Origin of the sequence: Salinicola sp. CR57 (genome assembly GCF_003206585.1) — a bacterium.
GTDB classification, from domain to species: Bacteria; Pseudomonadota; Gammaproteobacteria; order Pseudomonadales; family Halomonadaceae; genus Salinicola; species Salinicola lusitanus.
The window spans coordinates 719,941-736,095 of the sequence record NZ_PZJL01000005.1; the positions used below are offsets into that span (position 1 = coordinate 719,941).

12 protein-coding genes are annotated in these 16,155 nt (G+C 65.5%); 8 read left to right on the forward strand and 4 right to left on the reverse strand.

The annotated features are described in order from the left end of the window. Positions 1 to 80: 80 nt before the first annotated feature. From gatB to gatC, 3 genes are all read right to left on the reverse strand, one after another. The gene (gene gatB / locus DOM56_RS10010) at positions 81 to 1,532 is read right to left on the reverse strand and encodes an Asp-tRNA(Asn)/Glu-tRNA(Gln) amidotransferase subunit GatB (RefSeq protein ID WP_110598226.1); all 1,452 of its coding nucleotides are present in this window, start codon (positions 1,530 to 1,532) and stop codon (positions 81 to 83) included. Further along, positions 1,532 to 2,995 (reverse strand): Asp-tRNA(Asn)/Glu-tRNA(Gln) amidotransferase subunit GatA, encoded by a 1,464-nt coding sequence (gatA, locus tag DOM56_RS10015; RefSeq protein ID WP_110708614.1) that lies wholly within the window; start codon positions 2,993 to 2,995, stop codon positions 1,532 to 1,534. Before gatA ends, gatB begins: the two co-directional genes overlap by 1 nt. 154 nt (positions 2,996 to 3,149) lie before the next feature. Continuing rightward, on the reverse strand, positions 3,150 to 3,440 hold the full coding sequence (gene gatC, locus DOM56_RS10020; protein ID WP_110708615.1) for an Asp-tRNA(Asn)/Glu-tRNA(Gln) amidotransferase subunit GatC: 291 nt from the start codon (positions 3,438 to 3,440) through the stop codon (positions 3,150 to 3,152). 276 nt (positions 3,441 to 3,716) lie between these two features. Between gatC and DOM56_RS10025 the strand changes: the two genes are divergently transcribed. The 7 genes from DOM56_RS10025 to tldD all read left to right on the forward strand — a co-directional run bounded on the left by DOM56_RS10025 (position 3,717) and on the right by tldD (position 14,022). Beyond that, positions 3,717 to 4,754, forward strand: a complete 1,038-nt coding sequence (locus DOM56_RS10025; protein WP_110598223.1) for a rod shape-determining protein — start codon at positions 3,717 to 3,719, stop codon at positions 4,752 to 4,754. Positions 4,755 to 4,811: 57 nt separating this feature from the next. After that, the gene (gene mreC, locus DOM56_RS10030; RefSeq protein WP_280951287.1) at positions 4,812 to 5,783 is read left to right on the forward strand and encodes a rod shape-determining protein MreC; all 972 of its coding nucleotides are present in this window, start codon (positions 4,812 to 4,814) and stop codon (positions 5,781 to 5,783) included. A gap of 2 nt (positions 5,784 to 5,785) precedes the next feature. Continuing rightward, complete coding sequence (gene mreD / locus DOM56_RS10035) at positions 5,786 to 6,265, forward strand: rod shape-determining protein MreD (RefSeq protein ID WP_110708616.1); 480 nt, start codon at positions 5,786 to 5,788, stop codon at positions 6,263 to 6,265. A gap of 110 nt (positions 6,266 to 6,375) precedes the next feature. Further along, positions 6,376 to 7,005: a nucleoside triphosphate pyrophosphatase gene (locus DOM56_RS10040; protein WP_110708617.1), complete on the forward strand. Its 630-nt coding sequence runs from the start codon at positions 6,376 to 6,378 to the stop codon at positions 7,003 to 7,005. A 117-nt stretch (positions 7,006 to 7,122) separates the two neighbouring features. Beyond that, on the forward strand, positions 7,123 to 8,586 hold the full coding sequence (gene rng, locus DOM56_RS10045; protein WP_110598219.1) for a ribonuclease G: 1,464 nt from the start codon (positions 7,123 to 7,125) through the stop codon (positions 8,584 to 8,586). 4 nt (positions 8,587 to 8,590) lie between these two features. After that, positions 8,591 to 12,556 (forward strand): AsmA-like C-terminal region-containing protein, encoded by a 3,966-nt coding sequence (locus DOM56_RS10050; RefSeq protein WP_157958204.1) that lies wholly within the window; start codon positions 8,591 to 8,593, stop codon positions 12,554 to 12,556. Beyond that, positions 12,553 to 14,022 carry a metalloprotease TldD gene (gene tldD, locus DOM56_RS10055; RefSeq protein WP_232822241.1) on the forward strand — a complete coding sequence of 490 codons (1,470 nt, stop codon included), beginning with the start codon at positions 12,553 to 12,555 and terminating at the stop codon, positions 14,020 to 14,022. Before DOM56_RS10050 ends, tldD begins: the two co-directional genes overlap by 4 nt. A 61-nt stretch (positions 14,023 to 14,083) precedes the next feature. On the opposite strand, the gene yjgA is transcribed toward tldD, so the two are convergent. Next, positions 14,084 to 14,599, reverse strand: coding sequence for a ribosome biogenesis factor YjgA (gene yjgA, locus DOM56_RS10060; RefSeq protein ID WP_110708619.1), 516 nt, complete (start codon positions 14,597 to 14,599; stop codon positions 14,084 to 14,086). 172 nt (positions 14,600 to 14,771) lie between these two features. On the opposite strand from yjgA, the gene pmbA reads away from it, so the two are divergent. Further along, positions 14,772 to 16,112 carry a metalloprotease PmbA gene (gene pmbA / locus DOM56_RS10065; protein ID WP_110708620.1) on the forward strand — a complete coding sequence of 447 codons (1,341 nt, stop codon included), beginning with the start codon at positions 14,772 to 14,774 and terminating at the stop codon, positions 16,110 to 16,112. Positions 16,113 to 16,155: the final 43 nt, after the last annotated feature.

Genomic DNA, 16,155 nt, shown 5'->3' on the forward strand with positions numbered 1-16,155 from the left:
CGCGTCACCAACATGCAAAAGCCCATGGCCAAGGCCATGGGCTTTTTCGTTGGTGCTGACTGGTTGAGTCGAGCGTTGACTCAGGCTTCGTCCAGCTTCTGCTTGAGCAGGCCGTTGACCTGCTGCGGGTTGGCGGTGCCGCGGGAGGCCTTCATCACCTGGCCGACGAAGTAGCCGATCATCTTGCCGCGCTTCTCCGGGTCGGCGTCGCGGTACTGGGCGACCTGCACCGGGCTGTCGGCGATGACCTGGTCGATCATCGCTTCGATGGCGCCGGTGTCGGTGACCTGCTTGAGCCCGCGGGTGTCGATGATCTCGTCGGCGCTCTGGCCTTCGTTGTTCCACAGCGCGGCGAAGACCTGCTTGGCCGCCTTGCCGTTGATGGTGTCGTCGAGCACGCGGCTGACCAGGCCACCCAACTGCTCTGGGGTGACCGGGCTGTTGCTGATATCGATGTTCTCGCGGTTGAGATGCCCGGAGAGCTCGCCCTGGACCCAGTTGGCCGCCTGCTTGGCATCGCCGCAGACGGCCAGCACGGCCTCGAAATACTCGGCCATCGGGCGGGTCGAGGAGAGCACGCCGGCATCATAGGCCGAGAGCCCGAGGCTGGTCTCGAAGCGGTGACGCTTCTCGGTGGGCAGCTCCGGCAGGGTCGCGCGCTGGTGTTCGATATAGGCGCTATCGAGCATCACCGGCAGCAGATCGGGGCAGGGGAAGTAACGATAGTCGTTGGCTTCCTCCTTGGTACGCATGCTGCGGGTCTCGTCCTGGTCCGGATCGTAGAGCCGGGTTTCCTGGACGACCTTGCCGCCATCCTCGATCAGCTCGATCTGGCGCTCGACCTCGAATTCGATCGCGCGCTCGACGAAGCGGAACGAGTTGACGTTCTTGATCTCGGCACGGGTGCCCAGCGTTTCCTGGCCCTTGGGGCGCACCGAGACGTTGACGTCGCAGCGCATCGAGCCTTCGGCCATGTTGCCGTCGGAAATGCCCAGATAGGTGACGATGGCGTGAATCGCACGAATGTAGGCGACCGCTTCCTTGGCCGAGCGCATGTCGGGTTCGGAGACGATCTCCAGCAGCGGCGTGCCGGCACGGTTGAGATCGATGCCGCTCATGCCGTGGAAGTCTTCGTGCAGCGACTTGCCGGCGTCCTCTTCCAGGTGGGCGTGGTGGATGCGGATCCGCTTGCGCACCTCGTCGTCCAGCACGATCTCGACTTCCCCCTTGCCGACGATGGGCTGGGCCATCTGGCTGGTCTGATAGCCCTTGGGCAGGTCGGGGTAGAAGTAATTCTTGCGCTCGAACAGCGAGGTCTCGGGGATCTCGGCGTTGATCGCCAGGCCGAACTGAACGGCCATTGCCACGGCGCCTTCATTGAGCACCGGCAGCACGCCGGGCAGGCCCAGATCGATGGCGCAGGCCTGGGTGTTGGGCTCGGCGCCGAACGCGGTGGAGGCGCCGGAAAAGATCTTGGATTGGGTGGCGAGCTGGACATGGACCTCCAACCCGATGACGGTTTCCCACTGCATTAGGTTGTCTCCTGATCGGTCGGATGCCGACGGTGCCAGTCCGTCGCCTGCTGGAACTGATGCGCCACGTTGAGCAGTTGGCCCTCGGCGAAGTGCTGGCCGAGAATCTGGAGGCCGATCGGCCGGTGGCCCTGGCCAGAGAAACCGGCGGGTACGCTGATGCCCGGGATGCCGGCCAGGTTGATGGCGATGGTGTAGATGTCCTGCAGATACATCGAGACCGGGTCTTTCTTGGCGCCGAGATCGAACGCCGGGGTCGGCGCGGCCGGGCCCATCAGCACGTCGACTTCCTCGAAGGCGTCCATGAAGTCCTGGCGGATCAGGCGGCGGACCTGCTGCGCCTTGCGGTAGTAGGCGTCGAAGAAGCCTTCCGACAAGGTGTGGGTGCCGATCAGGATACGGCGCTTGACCTCGTCGCCGAAGCCCTCGGCGCGCGAGCGCTTGTAGAGATCCTCTAGATCGACCGGGTTGTCGCAGCGGTGGCCGAAGCGCACGCCGTCGTAGCGTGAGAGATTCGAGGAGGCTTCCGCCGGGGCGATCACGTAGTAGGCCGGCACCGCCAGGTGGGTATGCGGCAGGCTGACCTCGCACACCTTGGCGCCCAGGGATTCGTAGACCCGGATCGCTTCGCGGATGGCGCTTTCGACCTCCGCGTCCAGGCCGTCACCGAAGTACTCCTTGGGCAGCCCGATCTTGAGTCCGTCCAGCGGCGCGTCCAGCTCGGCCAGATAGTCCGGCACCACCCGGGCGACGCTGGTGGAGTCACGCAGGTCGTGGCCGGCGATGGCGCCGAGCAGGTGGGCGCAATCTTCCGCGCTGCGGGCCATCGGCCCGCCCTGGTCGAGGCTCGAGGCGAACGCGACCATGCCGTAGCGGGAGACCCGGCCATAGGTCGGCTTGAGGCCGGTGATGCCGCAGAAGGCGGCCGGCTGGCGAATCGAGCCGCCGGTATCGGTACCCAGCGCGGCAGGCGCGAATCCGGCCGCGACGGCGGCGGCGCTGCCACCGGAGGAGCCACCGGGGACGGCGGTGTGGTCCCAGGGGTTCTTGACCGGGCCATAGAAGCTGTTTTCGTTGGACGAGCCCATGGCGAACTCGTCCATGTTGGTCTTGCCGAGGCTGATCATGCCGGCGGCCTGGAGCTTCTCGACCACCGTGGCGTTGTAGGGCGCCTGGAAGTTGTCGAGCATCTTCGAACCGCAACTGGTACGGATGCCCTGGGTGCAGAAGATATCCTTGATCGCCAGCGGCAGGCCGGCAAGCGGGCGCGACTCGCCCTTGGCGCGGGCCTGGTCGGCGACATCGGCAGCAGCGAGGGCTTGATCGCGAGTGACGGTGACGAAGCTGTTGATCTCGCCATCCAGGCGCTCGATACGGTCGAGCAGGCTGGTGGTCAGCTCTCGGCTGGAAAAGTCGCCGGCTTTTAGGCCCTTGGCGAGTTCCGTGAGCGTCATATGATGCATGGGGTCGATATTCCCTGAGTCAGATCGCTATGCGGGATGAAATGACGGCAATTGTCGCTCTCATCGATAAACGACGTCGGACGTGCTCGACGATGTCGAACTTAGTCGACTCTCTAAAGCGCCCTGAAGTCTAAAGTGTCCTGAAATGTCGAACTTATTCGACGACACGCGGTACCAGATAGAGGCCCTCGGCGGTCTCCGGCGCGCAGGCCTGGAAGGCGTCGCGCTGATTGGTCTCGGTGACCTCGTCCGGGCGCAGGCGCTGGGTGGTGTCGAGCGGGTGGGAGAGGGGCGCGATGCCATCGGTGTCCACCGCCTGCAAGCGATCGACCATTTCCAGAATCCGGGTCAGGTCGTCGACATAGCCGGCCGCTTCGGCATCGCTGTTGAGTCCCAGGCGAGCCAGATGCGCGGCGCGCAGCACGTCCGCATGTTCGATTGCCATGTAGAAAAGGTCCTCTGGTTGAGACATCGCGTCGTGAATGGCGGTGAGACCGGATCGCCGAAACCTCTACCCAAAGGGCCAGTCCCGAACCTCGGGATGTCGGAAATCGGAGACGGTCATCGCGCTAAAACTTCGCGATACTGTTCATGCCAAGAAATGGAGGAGACATTATCATATTAACGCCCCATCTGGCAGGCTTGCGCTTGCTGCTTTACCCCCACGGTGATACCGTTTGCGTCCGCACAGGGTTCCGGTCTGGACTAGGTAAAAGTTTCCATGTTTAAACGTTTACGGGGGCTGTTCTCGAGCGATCTGTCGATCGATCTGGGGACCGCCAACACGCTGATTTATGTCCGCGGTCGCGGGATCGTCCTGGACGAACCCTCCGTCGTGGCGATTCGCCAATCCGGCAACATGCGTAGTGTTGCGGCTGTCGGTCTCGACGCCAAACGGATGCTGGGGCGCACGCCCGGTAACATTACCGCCATCCGTCCGATGAAGGATGGTGTGATTGCCGATTTCACCGTTACCGAGCAGATGCTACAGCACTTCATCCGCAAAGTTCATCAAAGCACTTTCCTGACGCCCAGCCCGCGCGTGCTGGTGTGCGTTCCCTGCATGTCCACGCAGGTCGAGCGCCGCGCGATCAAGGAGTCCGCCGAGGGTGCCGGCGCACGGGATGTCTACCTGATCGAGGAGCCAATGGCTGCCGCGATCGGTGCCGGCCTGCCGGTCGAGGAGGCGCAGGGTTCCATGGTCGTCGACATCGGTGGCGGCACCACCGAGATCGCGATCATCTCGCTCAATGGCGTGGTCTACTCCGAATCCGTGCGGGTGGGTGGCGACCGCTTCGACGAGGCGATCACCTCCTACGTGCGTCGTCACTACGGCAGTCTGATCGGCGAGGCGACGGCGGAGCGGATCAAGGAGGAGGTGGGCTGCGCCTATCCGGGCGGCGAGCTGCGCGAGATCGACGTTCGCGGGCGCAACCTGGCCGAGGGCATTCCGCGCAGCTTCACGCTCAATTCCCACGAAATTCTCGATGCGCTGCAGGAGCCGTTGGCCTCCATCGTCGCGGCGGTCAAGAGCGCACTGGAGCAGTCCCCGCCGGAACTGGCCTCCGACATCGCCGAGCGTGGCCTGGTGCTGACCGGCGGTGGCGCGTTGCTGCGTGATATCGACAAGCTGATCGCCGAGGAGACCGGCCTGCCGGTCATCATCGCCGAGGATCCGCTCACCTGCGTTGCTCGGGGTGGCGGCAAGGCGCTCGAGATGATCGATCAGCATACCTTCGAACTGCTCTCCAGCGATTGAGGCCAGCCGCGACGGATGAGGCCGCCGAGCGGCACCTTCCGTCTTCGGTAGGTGGGGGTGAGGCCTATCAAACCGCTGTTTTCCTACGGCCCGATACCCACGTACCGCATGCTGCTGTGTGCGGTACTGGCGTTCGGGCTGATGTTTGCCGAACACCGCTTCAGCGCGGTGGAAACGGCACGTTCCCATATGACCTCGATCGTGGCGCCGATCCAGTGGCTGGTCGCGCTGCCTAGCGAGGGTGTGCGCTGGGGCGCCATGGCGATCTCCGACCAGCAGGCGCTGATCGACGAGAACGGGCGCCTGCGCGAGCAGCTGCTGACGCTCTCCAACCGGGTGCAGCGCATGGCGAGCCTGACCGCCGAGAACATCCATCTGCGCGAACTGCTCAACGCTCCGAATCCCGCCGACGTGCCCTATATTACTGCCGAGCTGCTGTCGCTGGACTCCGACCCGTTCACCCAGCAGATGGTGATCAACCGAGGGCGGCGCGATAGCGTCTACATTGGCCAACCGGTGATGGACGCCTCGGGTCTGATCGGCCAGGTGGTCTCCGTCTCCGCCTATACCAGCCGCGTGCTGATGGTGGCCGATGCCAACCATGCGGTGCCGGTGGAGATCAATCGCAACGGTTTGCGCTTCATCGCCCAGGGCACCGGCCAGCTCGATTCGCTCAACATTCCCAGCGTGCCGGCGACGGCGGATATTCGCGAGGGCGATCTGCTGGTGACATCCGGACTGGGCGGGCGTTTCCCTCAGGGCTATCCGGTCGCGCGTGTCGTCGACGTCAAGCGCGAGTCGAGTCAGGCGTTCATGGAAGTCTCGGCGGAGCCGATCTCCCAGCCGGAGCGCTCGCGCTATTTCCTGCTGCTGTTTCCGCCCGAGCGACCCGAGGAGAGCTTGAGCGCGCCGGAACGCATGGCTCGCCAGGTGGTATGGCCGGGTGATCCCGGTCATCCCGATACCAACCGGATCAATGAAGACGCGTTGACCGCAGCGCTGACACTGCAGTCCACGGAGCAGGAGTAGCCATGGGTCCGTTAGGTTATCTCTTCGTCTGGTTCACGCTGCTGTTGGCGCTCTGCCTGCAGGTGATGCCGCTGCCGGATGCCTGGCTGGTATGGCGACCGGACTGGCTGGGCGTGCTGCTGGCCTACTGGTGTGTCGCCACCCCGCAACGCGTGGGCGTGCTGCATGGCTTCGTGCTGGGCCTGATGCTCGACCTGATCGAGGGCGCACCGCTGGGGCAGAATGCCCTGGTGCTGTCGCTGCTTGCCTATCTCTTCCTACTGCTCTATCAGCGCTTCCGCGTCTATTCGATCTGGCAGCAGGCCGTGCTGGTCTTCATTCTGCTGGGTATCGCGCAACTGGTCGAACAGTGGCTGCGCACGATCTTCGGCCCGATCTCCGTCAGCCTCGAGTTCCTGCTGCCAGCACTGATCGGAGCGCTGCTCTGGCCGTGGCTATTCACCATGATGCAGGTGGTGCGTCGCCGGTTGGGCATCGGGTAGCCGTCGCAGCGGCCATTCGCGACCACGCTGCGGCGTGACCGGCGCTCTTCCCGACCGGTGGCGGCATGCCGACGGCCGGTGACTTCCCAGCTCCCTCGGAGGATTTGCCCATGAATGCCGCTTCCCGCGCCGACCCCGTCCTGCGCCTGGCATCGGCGTCGCCGCGTCGGCGCGAGCTGCTGGCATCGATCGGCGTCACGGCCGAGGTCGTGCCGACCGACATCGACGAGTCCCGGCTGGACGACGAGTCGCCGGAGCGCTTCGTCTCGCGCCTGGCTCGCCAGAAGGCCGAAGCGGGCCATGTGGGCAGTGCGTTGCCCACCTTGGGCGCCGACACCGTCGTGGTCTGCGACGATGCCATCTTCGGCAAGCCGGCAGATCAAGCCCACGCCCGCGAGATGTTGATGATGCTGTCCGGGCGGGAGCACCGGGTACTGTCCGCGGTGGCCGTGCTGGGCCCTCGGGGGCTGGTCGAGAGCCGGGTCTCCACCCGCGTGGTGATGCGTCGCATCGACGAGGCGGAAGCGTCGGCCTACTGGGCAACCGGGGAGCCGCTGGACAAGGCGGGCGGCTACGCGATTCAGGGCCTGGCATCGATCTTCGTCGACCAATTGGTGGGGAGCTACTCCGCCGTGGTGGGTCTGCCGCTTGCCGAGACCGCGGCCCTGCTACGCGGGCAAGGTGTCCCGCTGTGGGGTGGCGCGTTGGCGGATGACGGGGCGGGCGATCTTCCCTCGTGACGGGGCGCCTTATGAGAGAACGGGCGGCTGTGCCATAATTCCCATGAGGCTGGCGCCGCTGGCCCCGGCAAGGGATGTCGCCGGCGTGCTCGAACCACCTGCAACAAGGATGCCCGCATGAGCGGTGAGGTACTGATCAATCTGACGCCGATGGAAACGCGGGTGGCCGTGGTGGAAAACGGCGTGCTGCAGGAAGCCTTCATCGAGCGCAGCCGTCGCCGGGGCATCGTCGGCAATATCTACAAGGGCAAGGTCGTGCGGGTCCTTCCGGGCATGCAGGCCGCCTTCATCGATATCGGCCTCGAGCGGGCCGCCTTCATTCACGTCAACGAAGTACTCCCTCCCGATGCCCCGCACGAGGAGCCGGCGTCGATCAGCCATCTGCTGCACGCCGGGCAGTCGCTGATCGTCCAGGTCACCAAGGACCCGATCGGTTCGAAGGGGGCGCGGTTGACCACGCATCTCTCCATTCCCTCCCGCTATCTCGTCTATATGCCGGATTCCCCCCATGTCGGCGTCTCCCAGCGGATCGAGGACGAGGCCGAGCGCGAACGATTGAAGGCGCTGGTCGAGAGCGGCAAGGCGGAGCTGCCCTCAGGCGACAGCGGGGGCTTCATCATTCGCACGGCGGCCGAGGGCGTGGGGCGAGAGGAGCTGTTCGCCGACATGGTCTTCCTGCAGCGGCTGTGGCAGAAGGTGGCCGAGCGGCGTACGACGGCCGAGGTCTCCACCCCGATCTACGACGATCTTCCACTGTTCATCCGCACGCTACGCGACGTGATGCGCGACCAGATCGAGAAGGTGCGCATCGACTCTCGCGAGAACTACTTCAAGCTCAAGGAGTTCGCCCGGGAGTTCATGCCGACCATGGAGTCGCGGATCGAATACTACCCCGGCGAGCGGCCGATCTTCGATCTCTATAGCGTCGAGGACGAGATCCAGAAGGCACTGGGGCGCAAGGTACAGCTCAAGTCCGGCGGTTATCTGGTCATCGACCAGACCGAGGCGATGACCACCATCGACGTCAATACCGGCGGCTATGTCGGCCATCGCAATCTCGAGGAGACCATCTTCAAGACCAACCTCGAAGCCGCGACCGCCATCGCCCGCCAGCTGCGGCTGCGCAATCTCGGCGGCATCATCATCATCGACTTCATCGACATGGAGGAGCTGGAGCACCAGCGCCAGGTGCTGCGGGTGCTCGAGAAGTCGCTGGAACGGGACCACGCCAAGAACAAGCTGACCGGCGTTACCGAGCTGGGCCTGGTGCAGCTGACCCGCAAGCGTACCCGCGAGAGTCTCGAACAGACTCTGTGCGAGCCCTGCCCGACCTGCCTGGGGCGGGGGTCGCTAAAGACCCCGGAAACGATCTGCTACGAGATCTTCCGCGAGATCCTGCGCGAGGAGCGGGCCTATTCGCCGGAGACCTACATGGTGCTGGCCGCCCAGTCGGTGGTCGATCGGTTGCTCGACGAGGAGTCCGCCGCGGTGGCCGATCTCGAATCCTTCATCGGCAAGACGATCCGGTTCCAGGTGGAGGCGCACTACTCCCAGGAACAGTACGACATCGTGCTGATGTGAACCGATGAGTCGTCCTCGAATGACTCGGTTGCGTGCCACCTGGCGCTGGCTGCTGACGCTGGTCGCCCTCGTTGCCATCGTCGTCGCCGTGCTTTCGAGCGGCGTCCGACTGGCAGCCTGGCAGATCGACCGGTTGAGCCCCTGGCTGACCTCCGTCCTGGAAGACCAACTGGATGCCAGTGCCGGGCTCGGTCACCTCGCCCTGACGGTCCATCGATTGAATCCCCGCCTGACGTTGAGTGACTTGCGACTCGAGACCCATGACGGTCAGCCGCTGCTGAGTGTCGATCACGCCGCCGGGCGGCTCGAGACGCTGGCGAGCTGGCGGCTGGGCGCGCCGGTCCTGCGGGGAGGGGAGGTCGAGGGGCTGACGCTGCACCTCTATCAGGCCGCCGACGGCCGGTGGGCCTGGCCGGATGGCGCAGGCAGTCGCTGGTTCGGTGGCTCCGACGATTCGTCGTCGTCTTCGCTCGATGTCGACGGCTGGCTGCGGATGCTGGCGCGCCAGCAGGCCCGGCTCGAGAACGTCACGCTGGTCCTGCATGGCGAGCGCGAGCAGGCCAGCGTGTCGGTTTCGCAGCTGACGCTGGCCAGCCGGAGCGGCCAGGCCTCGATCCAGGCGACGCTCAGCGCCGGGGGCAAGGAGGCGGGACACCTCCATCTGGCAATCGAGAGCGGCGATGCGGCGCAGCCAGGGGGTGGCGGCACCGACGATCACCCCGAGGCTCGCTTCGCCGGAGCCCTCGATCTGAGCGCGCTGTCGCCGTCACTGGTCGCACTGAGCTCCGGTTACCCCAGAGGGATCGGGAAGGTCGAGGGACAGGCGTCGCTGGCCGGCGAGTGGCGTGAAGGCGGGCTGCGCCAGGGCCGGCTCTCCTTGGACGTACCCCGGTTGCAGGTCAATGACACCCGCAACGAGGTTTCCGAGACGCTGCGAGGGCTCGGTTTCGAGGCGGGATTGGACCGTGACGCCGAGGGCGGCTGGAGAGCCTGGCTGGATGACCTGCGGGTCTCTCATGCCGGCCTGGCGGCGGTGGACTGGCCGCAGCAGTTGCAGGCCCGTTCCACCGATGATGGCTGGTGGCTGCGCAGCGCACCGTTCGATCTGGCCGGCATGACCGACTATTTGCGCTATCTGCCGCTGCCGTTCGAGCTCGCCCAGACCCTGATTCAGTTGAATCCCCGCGGCCACGTCGCTGGCCTGGAAGTTGGGCGAGAAGACGGTGAATGGTATGCCCAGAGTGCGCTCGAGAACGCTGCGGTCACCGCCTGGAACGAGATTCCCGGAGGTGGCCCCGCGGATGCCTGGATCAGCTATCGTGGACGTGGAGGCACGGTCTCCTTCGCCGCCGACGAGGCGGCGCAATTCTCGATTCCGATGGTCTACGCCGATCCGCTGGATCTCTCCCGCGCCAGCGGCCAGATCGACTTCGAACTGACCCGCCAGGGTGCCGTGGTCAGCGGCGAGAACCTCAAGGCGGGATGGCGGGGCGCAACCGCCACTGGGCGATTCGGGCTGACGCTCTACGATGACCAGGACAAGCCCGGCACCTTCCTGCTCGATCTCGATTTTGCCAATGCCGATGCCCGAAACTCGCGGGTACTGTCGTGGCTGCCTACCCGCGTGATCGACGACGAGCAGTTGCGGGAATGGTTCGGCGGCGACATCGGCGGCATCGTCGAGCGGGGCAAGCTGGGGCTCTCCGTCACGCTGAGCGACAAGGAGGCGCCGGAAGGTCAGATGTTCGTCAACCCGGACGACTATCTCAAGCTGTCGCTGGACGTGGCCGACGGGCGTCTCCAGTACGCGCCCGAGTGGCCCGCGCTGGAGAAGGTCTACGGTCATCTGCAGATGGACAACATGGACCTGGACGCGAATATCACACATGCCACCAGCCACGGCCTGACGACCCGCAATGCCAGCGTCGTGCTGGCCGACAAGACGCTGCACGTCGAAGGTGATGTCAACGGCAGCACCGCCGGCGTGCTGGATTTTCTCGCCCACGCCCCGCTGGATACCATGAGTGAGACCTTCGGCCTTTGGCAGAGCGAGGGCTCGGTCAGTGCCAATCTCCGTATCGACATGCCGATGGACGAGGGCAGCGACGTCGAGACCGACATGGCGGTCGACGTCCAGGGCCGGGTCGATGCGGAATCATTGACGTTCCCCGAGCTGCAACTGACGCTCGGTGGCATCAACGGCGACTTGCGCTATCGGCGTGACAATGGCGAGGACTATGTCACCGGAGAGCTGGGGGCGCGGGCTTTCGAGGGACCGGTGCTGGCGCACTTCAATGTCGGCGGCCGCCAGCGCGGCCCCAGCGGCATTGCCCTCGAGGGCAGAGCGCTGGGGCGGGGACTGCTGGATTGGGCCGGCCTGTCTCGCGTCGGCGGCCTGTTGAGCGGCTTCTTCCCCTATCGCGCCAACTTGACGTTCGACGAACAGGACAACGCCAGCCTCACGGTGCGCAGCGATCTCGAGAGCCTGGGGATCGCACTGCCGCCGCCGTTCGGGAAGTCGCCTTCTTCGAGCGAGTCGTTGGCGATCGATGCCGATATTGCCGCCGGCACCGGCCGGGTGACGCTGGGTAGCTGGGGGCACGCCCGCTGGCGCACCGTCGGCGATCAGGTCCAGGGGCAAGTGTGGCTGGAAGGGTGGCCCGGCGAACAGGCCGCCTGGCCCAGCGAGCCCGGCTGGTACGTGCTGTGGCGCCCGAACCGGATCGATACTCAGCGTTGGGTACAGGCCCTGAGCGGACTCGAAGCCACCGATTCGGCATCTGACACGGAAGGCGGTGTGCCGACGACGCTCGAGGACGCTGTCGGCGATCCCGAGGCGAAGCCCGTCAAGGATGGCGGCGGGCTCAAGCGCATTGCGCTATCGACGCCTTGCATCCTGGTGGAAGGGCGTTGTCTCGGTGGCTTGCAGGCCGATGCCTCGCCGCTGTCGAATGGCTGGCAACTGTCGCTCGCCGGCGAGATCGCCGCGGGCAAGGCCAGTTGGCAGCCGGATGCCGCGATGCCGATCGATATCGATCTGCAACGTCTCAACCTGGATGCATTGACCCCCAAGGAGGGGGCGGACCAGGGCCAGGCGTCGAGCCTGATGGAGGAGATCGAGACCGCCCCCCATCCAGCGGCGATCCCCTCGGGTCTCGGCAAAGTGCCGGCGGGTCGCGTGCGGGTTGCACAGTTCGAGCGTCAGGGGCAGCAGTTCGGGCCGCTGGAGGCGACCTGGCATGCCAACGATAGGCAACTCGCCGTCGAGCCGCTGAATCTGACCCTGGGAGAGCTGAAGCTGTCCGGGTCGCTCGAGTGGCAAGCCTCCGGGGAGGCAAGCTTGAGCCGGGCTCAGGTGAAAGCCACGGGTGGTAACGTGGGAAGTGCCTTCCAGGCGATGGGCCAGCAGGTGCCGGTCACCAGCGAGAGCGCGGACGCCGATTTGCAACTCTCCTGGCCGGGGGCGCCATGGCAGTTCGCCTTGCCGCTGTCGACCGGACGGGTTCAGGCGACCCTCGAGAATGGCCGACTACGCCAGATCCACTCCTCGGGGGCCAAGCTGGTCGGCCTGTTCAACCTGGACAACGTGCTGCGCCGTCTGCAACTGGACTTTTCCGACGTCACGAGCGGCGGTACGGCTTTCAATAACATCGAGGGCAGCGCTACGCTGTACAATGGCCGATTGCAGACCGAGGGGCCGATAGTCGTCGACGGTACCGCCACTCGGTTCACGCTCTCCGGCAGCGTCGATCTCAATCGGCAGACGCTGGACCAGCGCCTCGGGATCACCGTCCCGGTCAGCCAGAACCTGCCATTGGTCGCGGTCATGGCCGGCGCTCCTCAGGTCGGTATCGGCCTCTTCGTCGTCGATCAGCTGTTCGGCCGCTGGCTGGATCGCGCAACGCAGATTTACTATCGCATCGAGGGCCCCTGGTCCTCGCCGAACATCAACCTGGAAAGTGCCCAATGACACTGAGTCCGATGAAACAGACGAGTGGTGACGCTCTCGAGCAGGCGTCGACGCTGTTGCTGGCGCCCGGCGGGCTGGACGTCGAATCGCTGAGCGTTGGCCTTGGCCACGCCATGGGCGCCGGTATCGATTACGCCGATCTCTTCTTCCAGCGCACCTGGCACGAGATGTGGGTGCTGGAGGATGGCGAGGTCAAGGATGCCAGCTACAACATCGATGGGGGCGTCGGCGTGCGCTCGCTCTCCGGCGAGAAGACCGGCTTTGCCTACTCGAGCCAGATCAGTTCGGACGCGCTGCTGGACACCGGACGCACCGCTTCCGGCATCGCGCGCAGCGGCGACCGGCGTGAACCGGCACCGATTCAGGTCGCCGCCGCGACGTCTCGCTACCAGGGTGACGATCCGCTGAGCGGGCTGGGTGCCGAAGAGAAGATCGCGATGCTCAAGAAGGCGGATCGCGTGGCGCGCGCCGCCGATCCTGCGGTGACCCAGGTCAGCGCGTCACTGACCGGCGTGCACGAGGTGGTGCTCGTCTGTGCCAGCGACGGCACGCTGGCCGCCGACATCCGTCCGCTGGTGCGGTTCAACGTCAACGTGATCGTCGCCAGGAACGGGCGCCGCGAACGCGGCAGCGCCGGCGGCGGCGGCCGTTACTCCATGCAGCGCCTGCGGGACGAGAACGTCGCCGATACCTACGCGAGGGAAGCGGTGCGGCAGGCGCTGGTGAATCTGGAAGCGGTCGACGCGCCGGCAGGCCAGATGCCGGTGGTTCTGGCCAATGGCTGGCCGGGCATCCTGCTGCATGAAGCGGTGGGCCACGGTCTGGAAGGGGATTTCAACCGCAAGGGCAGCTCCTCCTTCGCTGGTCGCCTGGGTCAGCGGGTGGCAGCCAAGGGCGTCACTGTCGTCGACGATGCCACGCTCGACGACTGTCGCGGCTCACTGAGCATCGACGACGAGGGGACGCCGGGCCAGTACACGCCGCTGATCGAGGATGGCATTCTCACCGGCTACATGCAGGACAAGCTCAATGCGCGGCTGATGGGCATGCAGCCCACCGGCAACGCGCGGCGCGAATCTTACGCCCATGTCACCATGCCCCGCATGACCAACACCTACATGCTGGCGGGGCAGGACGACCCGGAAGAGATCGTCAAGAGCGTCAAGCGGGGTATCTACGCGGTCAGCTTCGGCGGCGGACAGGTCGATATCACCTCCGGCAAGTTCGTGTTTTCGGCCTCCGAGGCGTACCTGATCGAAGACGGTAAGATCACTGCGCCGGTCAAGGGCGCCACGCTGATCGGCAATGGCCCCGAAGCGATGTCGCATGTCTCGATGATCGGTAACGACATGGCGCTGGACAGCGGTATCGGGGTCTGCGGCAAGGAGGGCCAAGGGGTGCCGGTCGGCGTCGGTCAGCCGACCCTGAAGCTGGACGAGATCACCGTCGGTGGCACGGCGTCGTAGCCACGAGCCAGGCGTTGCGTGATCTGGCGAGAGACGGGTCCAGGTTTGCGCGGCCCGGGGTTCAGAGCCCGGCAGTGTCGCGAATCAACTGGAACAGCTTGCGGGAGCTGGCGGGCGGCTTGTTCCGCGCTCTCTCGCTACGGGCGTTGCGGATCAACTGGCGCAGTGCCTGGCGGTCGACGTGGGGGTGCGTTTCGATGAATGGCTCCAGGGCGGCATCGTCCTCGATGAGCTGGTCGCGAAGCCGTTCGAGACGGTGGAACGCGGCGTTGCGCTGGGCGTGCTCATGGTCGATCTCCTCGAAGGCGGCCCGGATCGCCTCGCGGTCTTCCTTGCGCATGACCTTGCCGACGTACTGCATGTGGCGGCGGCGTCCTTCGTGGGAGCGGATGCGACCGGTCTCCTCGACGGCAGCGAGCATTTCGTCGGAGAGCGGCAGCCGCGCGCGCACGGCGGGGTCCAGTGCGATGATGCGCTCGCCAAGTGCCTGCAGCTCCTGCATCTCCCGCTTGATCTGGCTCTTACTGGGAGGTGCGTCGTGATCGAAAGCCGTATCGTTGTCCGAATCGTTAGCCATGGTTTACCCAATGCGTCGAGTGAGGGCCGTAGTATATCAGCGCGACCCGCCTCGCCAACGCCTCTTGTCAGCCAGGCGCGTGGAAGAGAGCCACGTCCATGGCCCGAATTGACCCAGGCTCCGCTCGATCGGCGTGCCCGATGACCGGAGTTTCAAGTATCAGGAGTCTTAGATGAGTCAAGCTTTCAATGCCGAGGCACAGCAATTGCGTCTCGAGGAGCGCGCCGGCATGGCGCTGGAACTCGCCAGGCAACTTGGCGCAGACGCCTGCGAAGTCGGTGCCAGCGTCGACCAGGGGTTGGGCGTCAGCGTGCGCCTGGGCGAGATCGAAACGGTCGAGCTCTCTCGCGATCAAGGTATCGCGGTCACCGTCTACGTGGGCAACCGCAAGGGCAACGCCTCCTCCTCGGACGCCGGGGACGCCTCGATTCGGGCGGTGGTCGAGAAGGCGATCTCGATCGCGCGTTACACCGGCGAGGACCCGGCCTCGGGGCTCGCCGACGCAGCGCTCATGGCGACCGAGCTGCCGGATCTGGATCTCCATCATCCGTGGGCGCTGAGCACCGATCAGGCGGTCGAGCTGGCGCTGCGCTGCGAAAGCGCGGGCCGTGATCAAGCTGGCATCACCAACTCCGAGGGTGCCAGCCTCTCTTCCTCGGAAGTGGTCACGGTCTATGCCAACAGCCATGGCTTTCTGGGCAGCAAGCGTGGCACTCGCCACTCTCTTTCCTGCCTGCTGATCGGCGGTAGTGGCGACGGCATGCAGCGCGATCACGATTTCACCACGGCGCGCAAGGCCAGTGATCTGGCAAGTCCGGAGTCGGTGGGTGTCAGCGCTGCCGAGCGGACCCTGAGCCGGCTGGGCGGGCAGCGGCCCAAAACCGGGCGGTTCCCGGTGCTGCTGGCGCCGGACATGGCGCGCGGGCTGGTCGGCAACCTGCTTAACAGCATCGCCGGCGGGGCGCTCTATCGCGAATCGTCGTTTCTCTGCGACCAGCTCGGCGAGACGCTGTTCCCGGAGTGGTTCACCCTAGGTGAGCATCCGCGCGAGGTCGGTGGCATGGCGAGCGCCGCCTTCGATGGTGACGGCGTCGCGACTCGCGACAACGTCTTCATCGACCGCGGCAGGCTGGCGAGTTACATGCTGGCGGCCTACAGCGCTCGTCGGCTGGGCCTCCAGACCACCGGCAACGCCGGCGGGGCGCGCAACGTTCGCATTCAGGCGCCGACCTCTTCTCTTGAGCAGTTGATGCAGCAGATGGGCACGGGAGTCATGGTGACCGAGATGATGGGCCAGGGGCTCAATCCGGTAACCGGCGACTATTCGCGAGGCGCGGCGGGTTTCTGGGTAGAGAACGGCCGGATATCCCACCCGGTGGAGGAGTTCACCGTGGCCGGCAACCTGCGCGAGATGTTCTCCGGTCTCCAAGGCATCGGCGACGACATCGACCGGCGGGGAAGCATCCAGACCGGCAGCTGGTTGATCGACTCGATGACCATCGCGGGGCAGTAAGCGCGAGCTACGAGCTACGAGCTACGAGCTACGGGCTACGGGC

Bases quoted from the DNA above. Each gene is read 5' to 3' on its own strand.
- gatB (WP_110598226.1), bottom strand. From the start codon at position 1,532: ATGCAGTGGGAAACCGTCATCGGGTTGGAGGTCCATGTCCAGCTCGCC.
- gatA (WP_110708614.1), bottom strand. From the start codon at position 2,995: ATGCATCATATGACGCTCACGGAACTCGCCAAGGGCCTAAAAGCCGGC.
- gatC (WP_110708615.1), bottom strand. From the start codon at position 3,440: ATGGCAATCGAACATGCGGACGTGCTGCGCGCCGCGCATCTGGCTCGC.
- DOM56_RS10025 (WP_110598223.1), top strand. From the start codon at position 3,717: ATGTTTAAACGTTTACGGGGGCTGTTCTCGAGCGATCTGTCGATCGAT.
- mreD (WP_110708616.1), top strand. From the start codon at position 5,786: ATGGGTCCGTTAGGTTATCTCTTCGTCTGGTTCACGCTGCTGTTGGCG.
- DOM56_RS10040 (WP_110708617.1), top strand. From the start codon at position 6,376: ATGAATGCCGCTTCCCGCGCCGACCCCGTCCTGCGCCTGGCATCGGCG.
- rng (WP_110598219.1), top strand. From the start codon at position 7,123: ATGAGCGGTGAGGTACTGATCAATCTGACGCCGATGGAAACGCGGGTG.
- DOM56_RS10050 (WP_157958204.1), top strand. From the start codon at position 8,591: ATGAGTCGTCCTCGAATGACTCGGTTGCGTGCCACCTGGCGCTGGCTG.
- tldD (WP_232822241.1), top strand. From the start codon at position 12,553: ATGACACTGAGTCCGATGAAACAGACGAGTGGTGACGCTCTCGAGCAG.
- yjgA (WP_110708619.1), bottom strand. From the start codon at position 14,599: ATGGCTAACGATTCGGACAACGATACGGCTTTCGATCACGACGCACCT.
- pmbA (WP_110708620.1), top strand. From the start codon at position 14,772: ATGAGTCAAGCTTTCAATGCCGAGGCACAGCAATTGCGTCTCGAGGAG.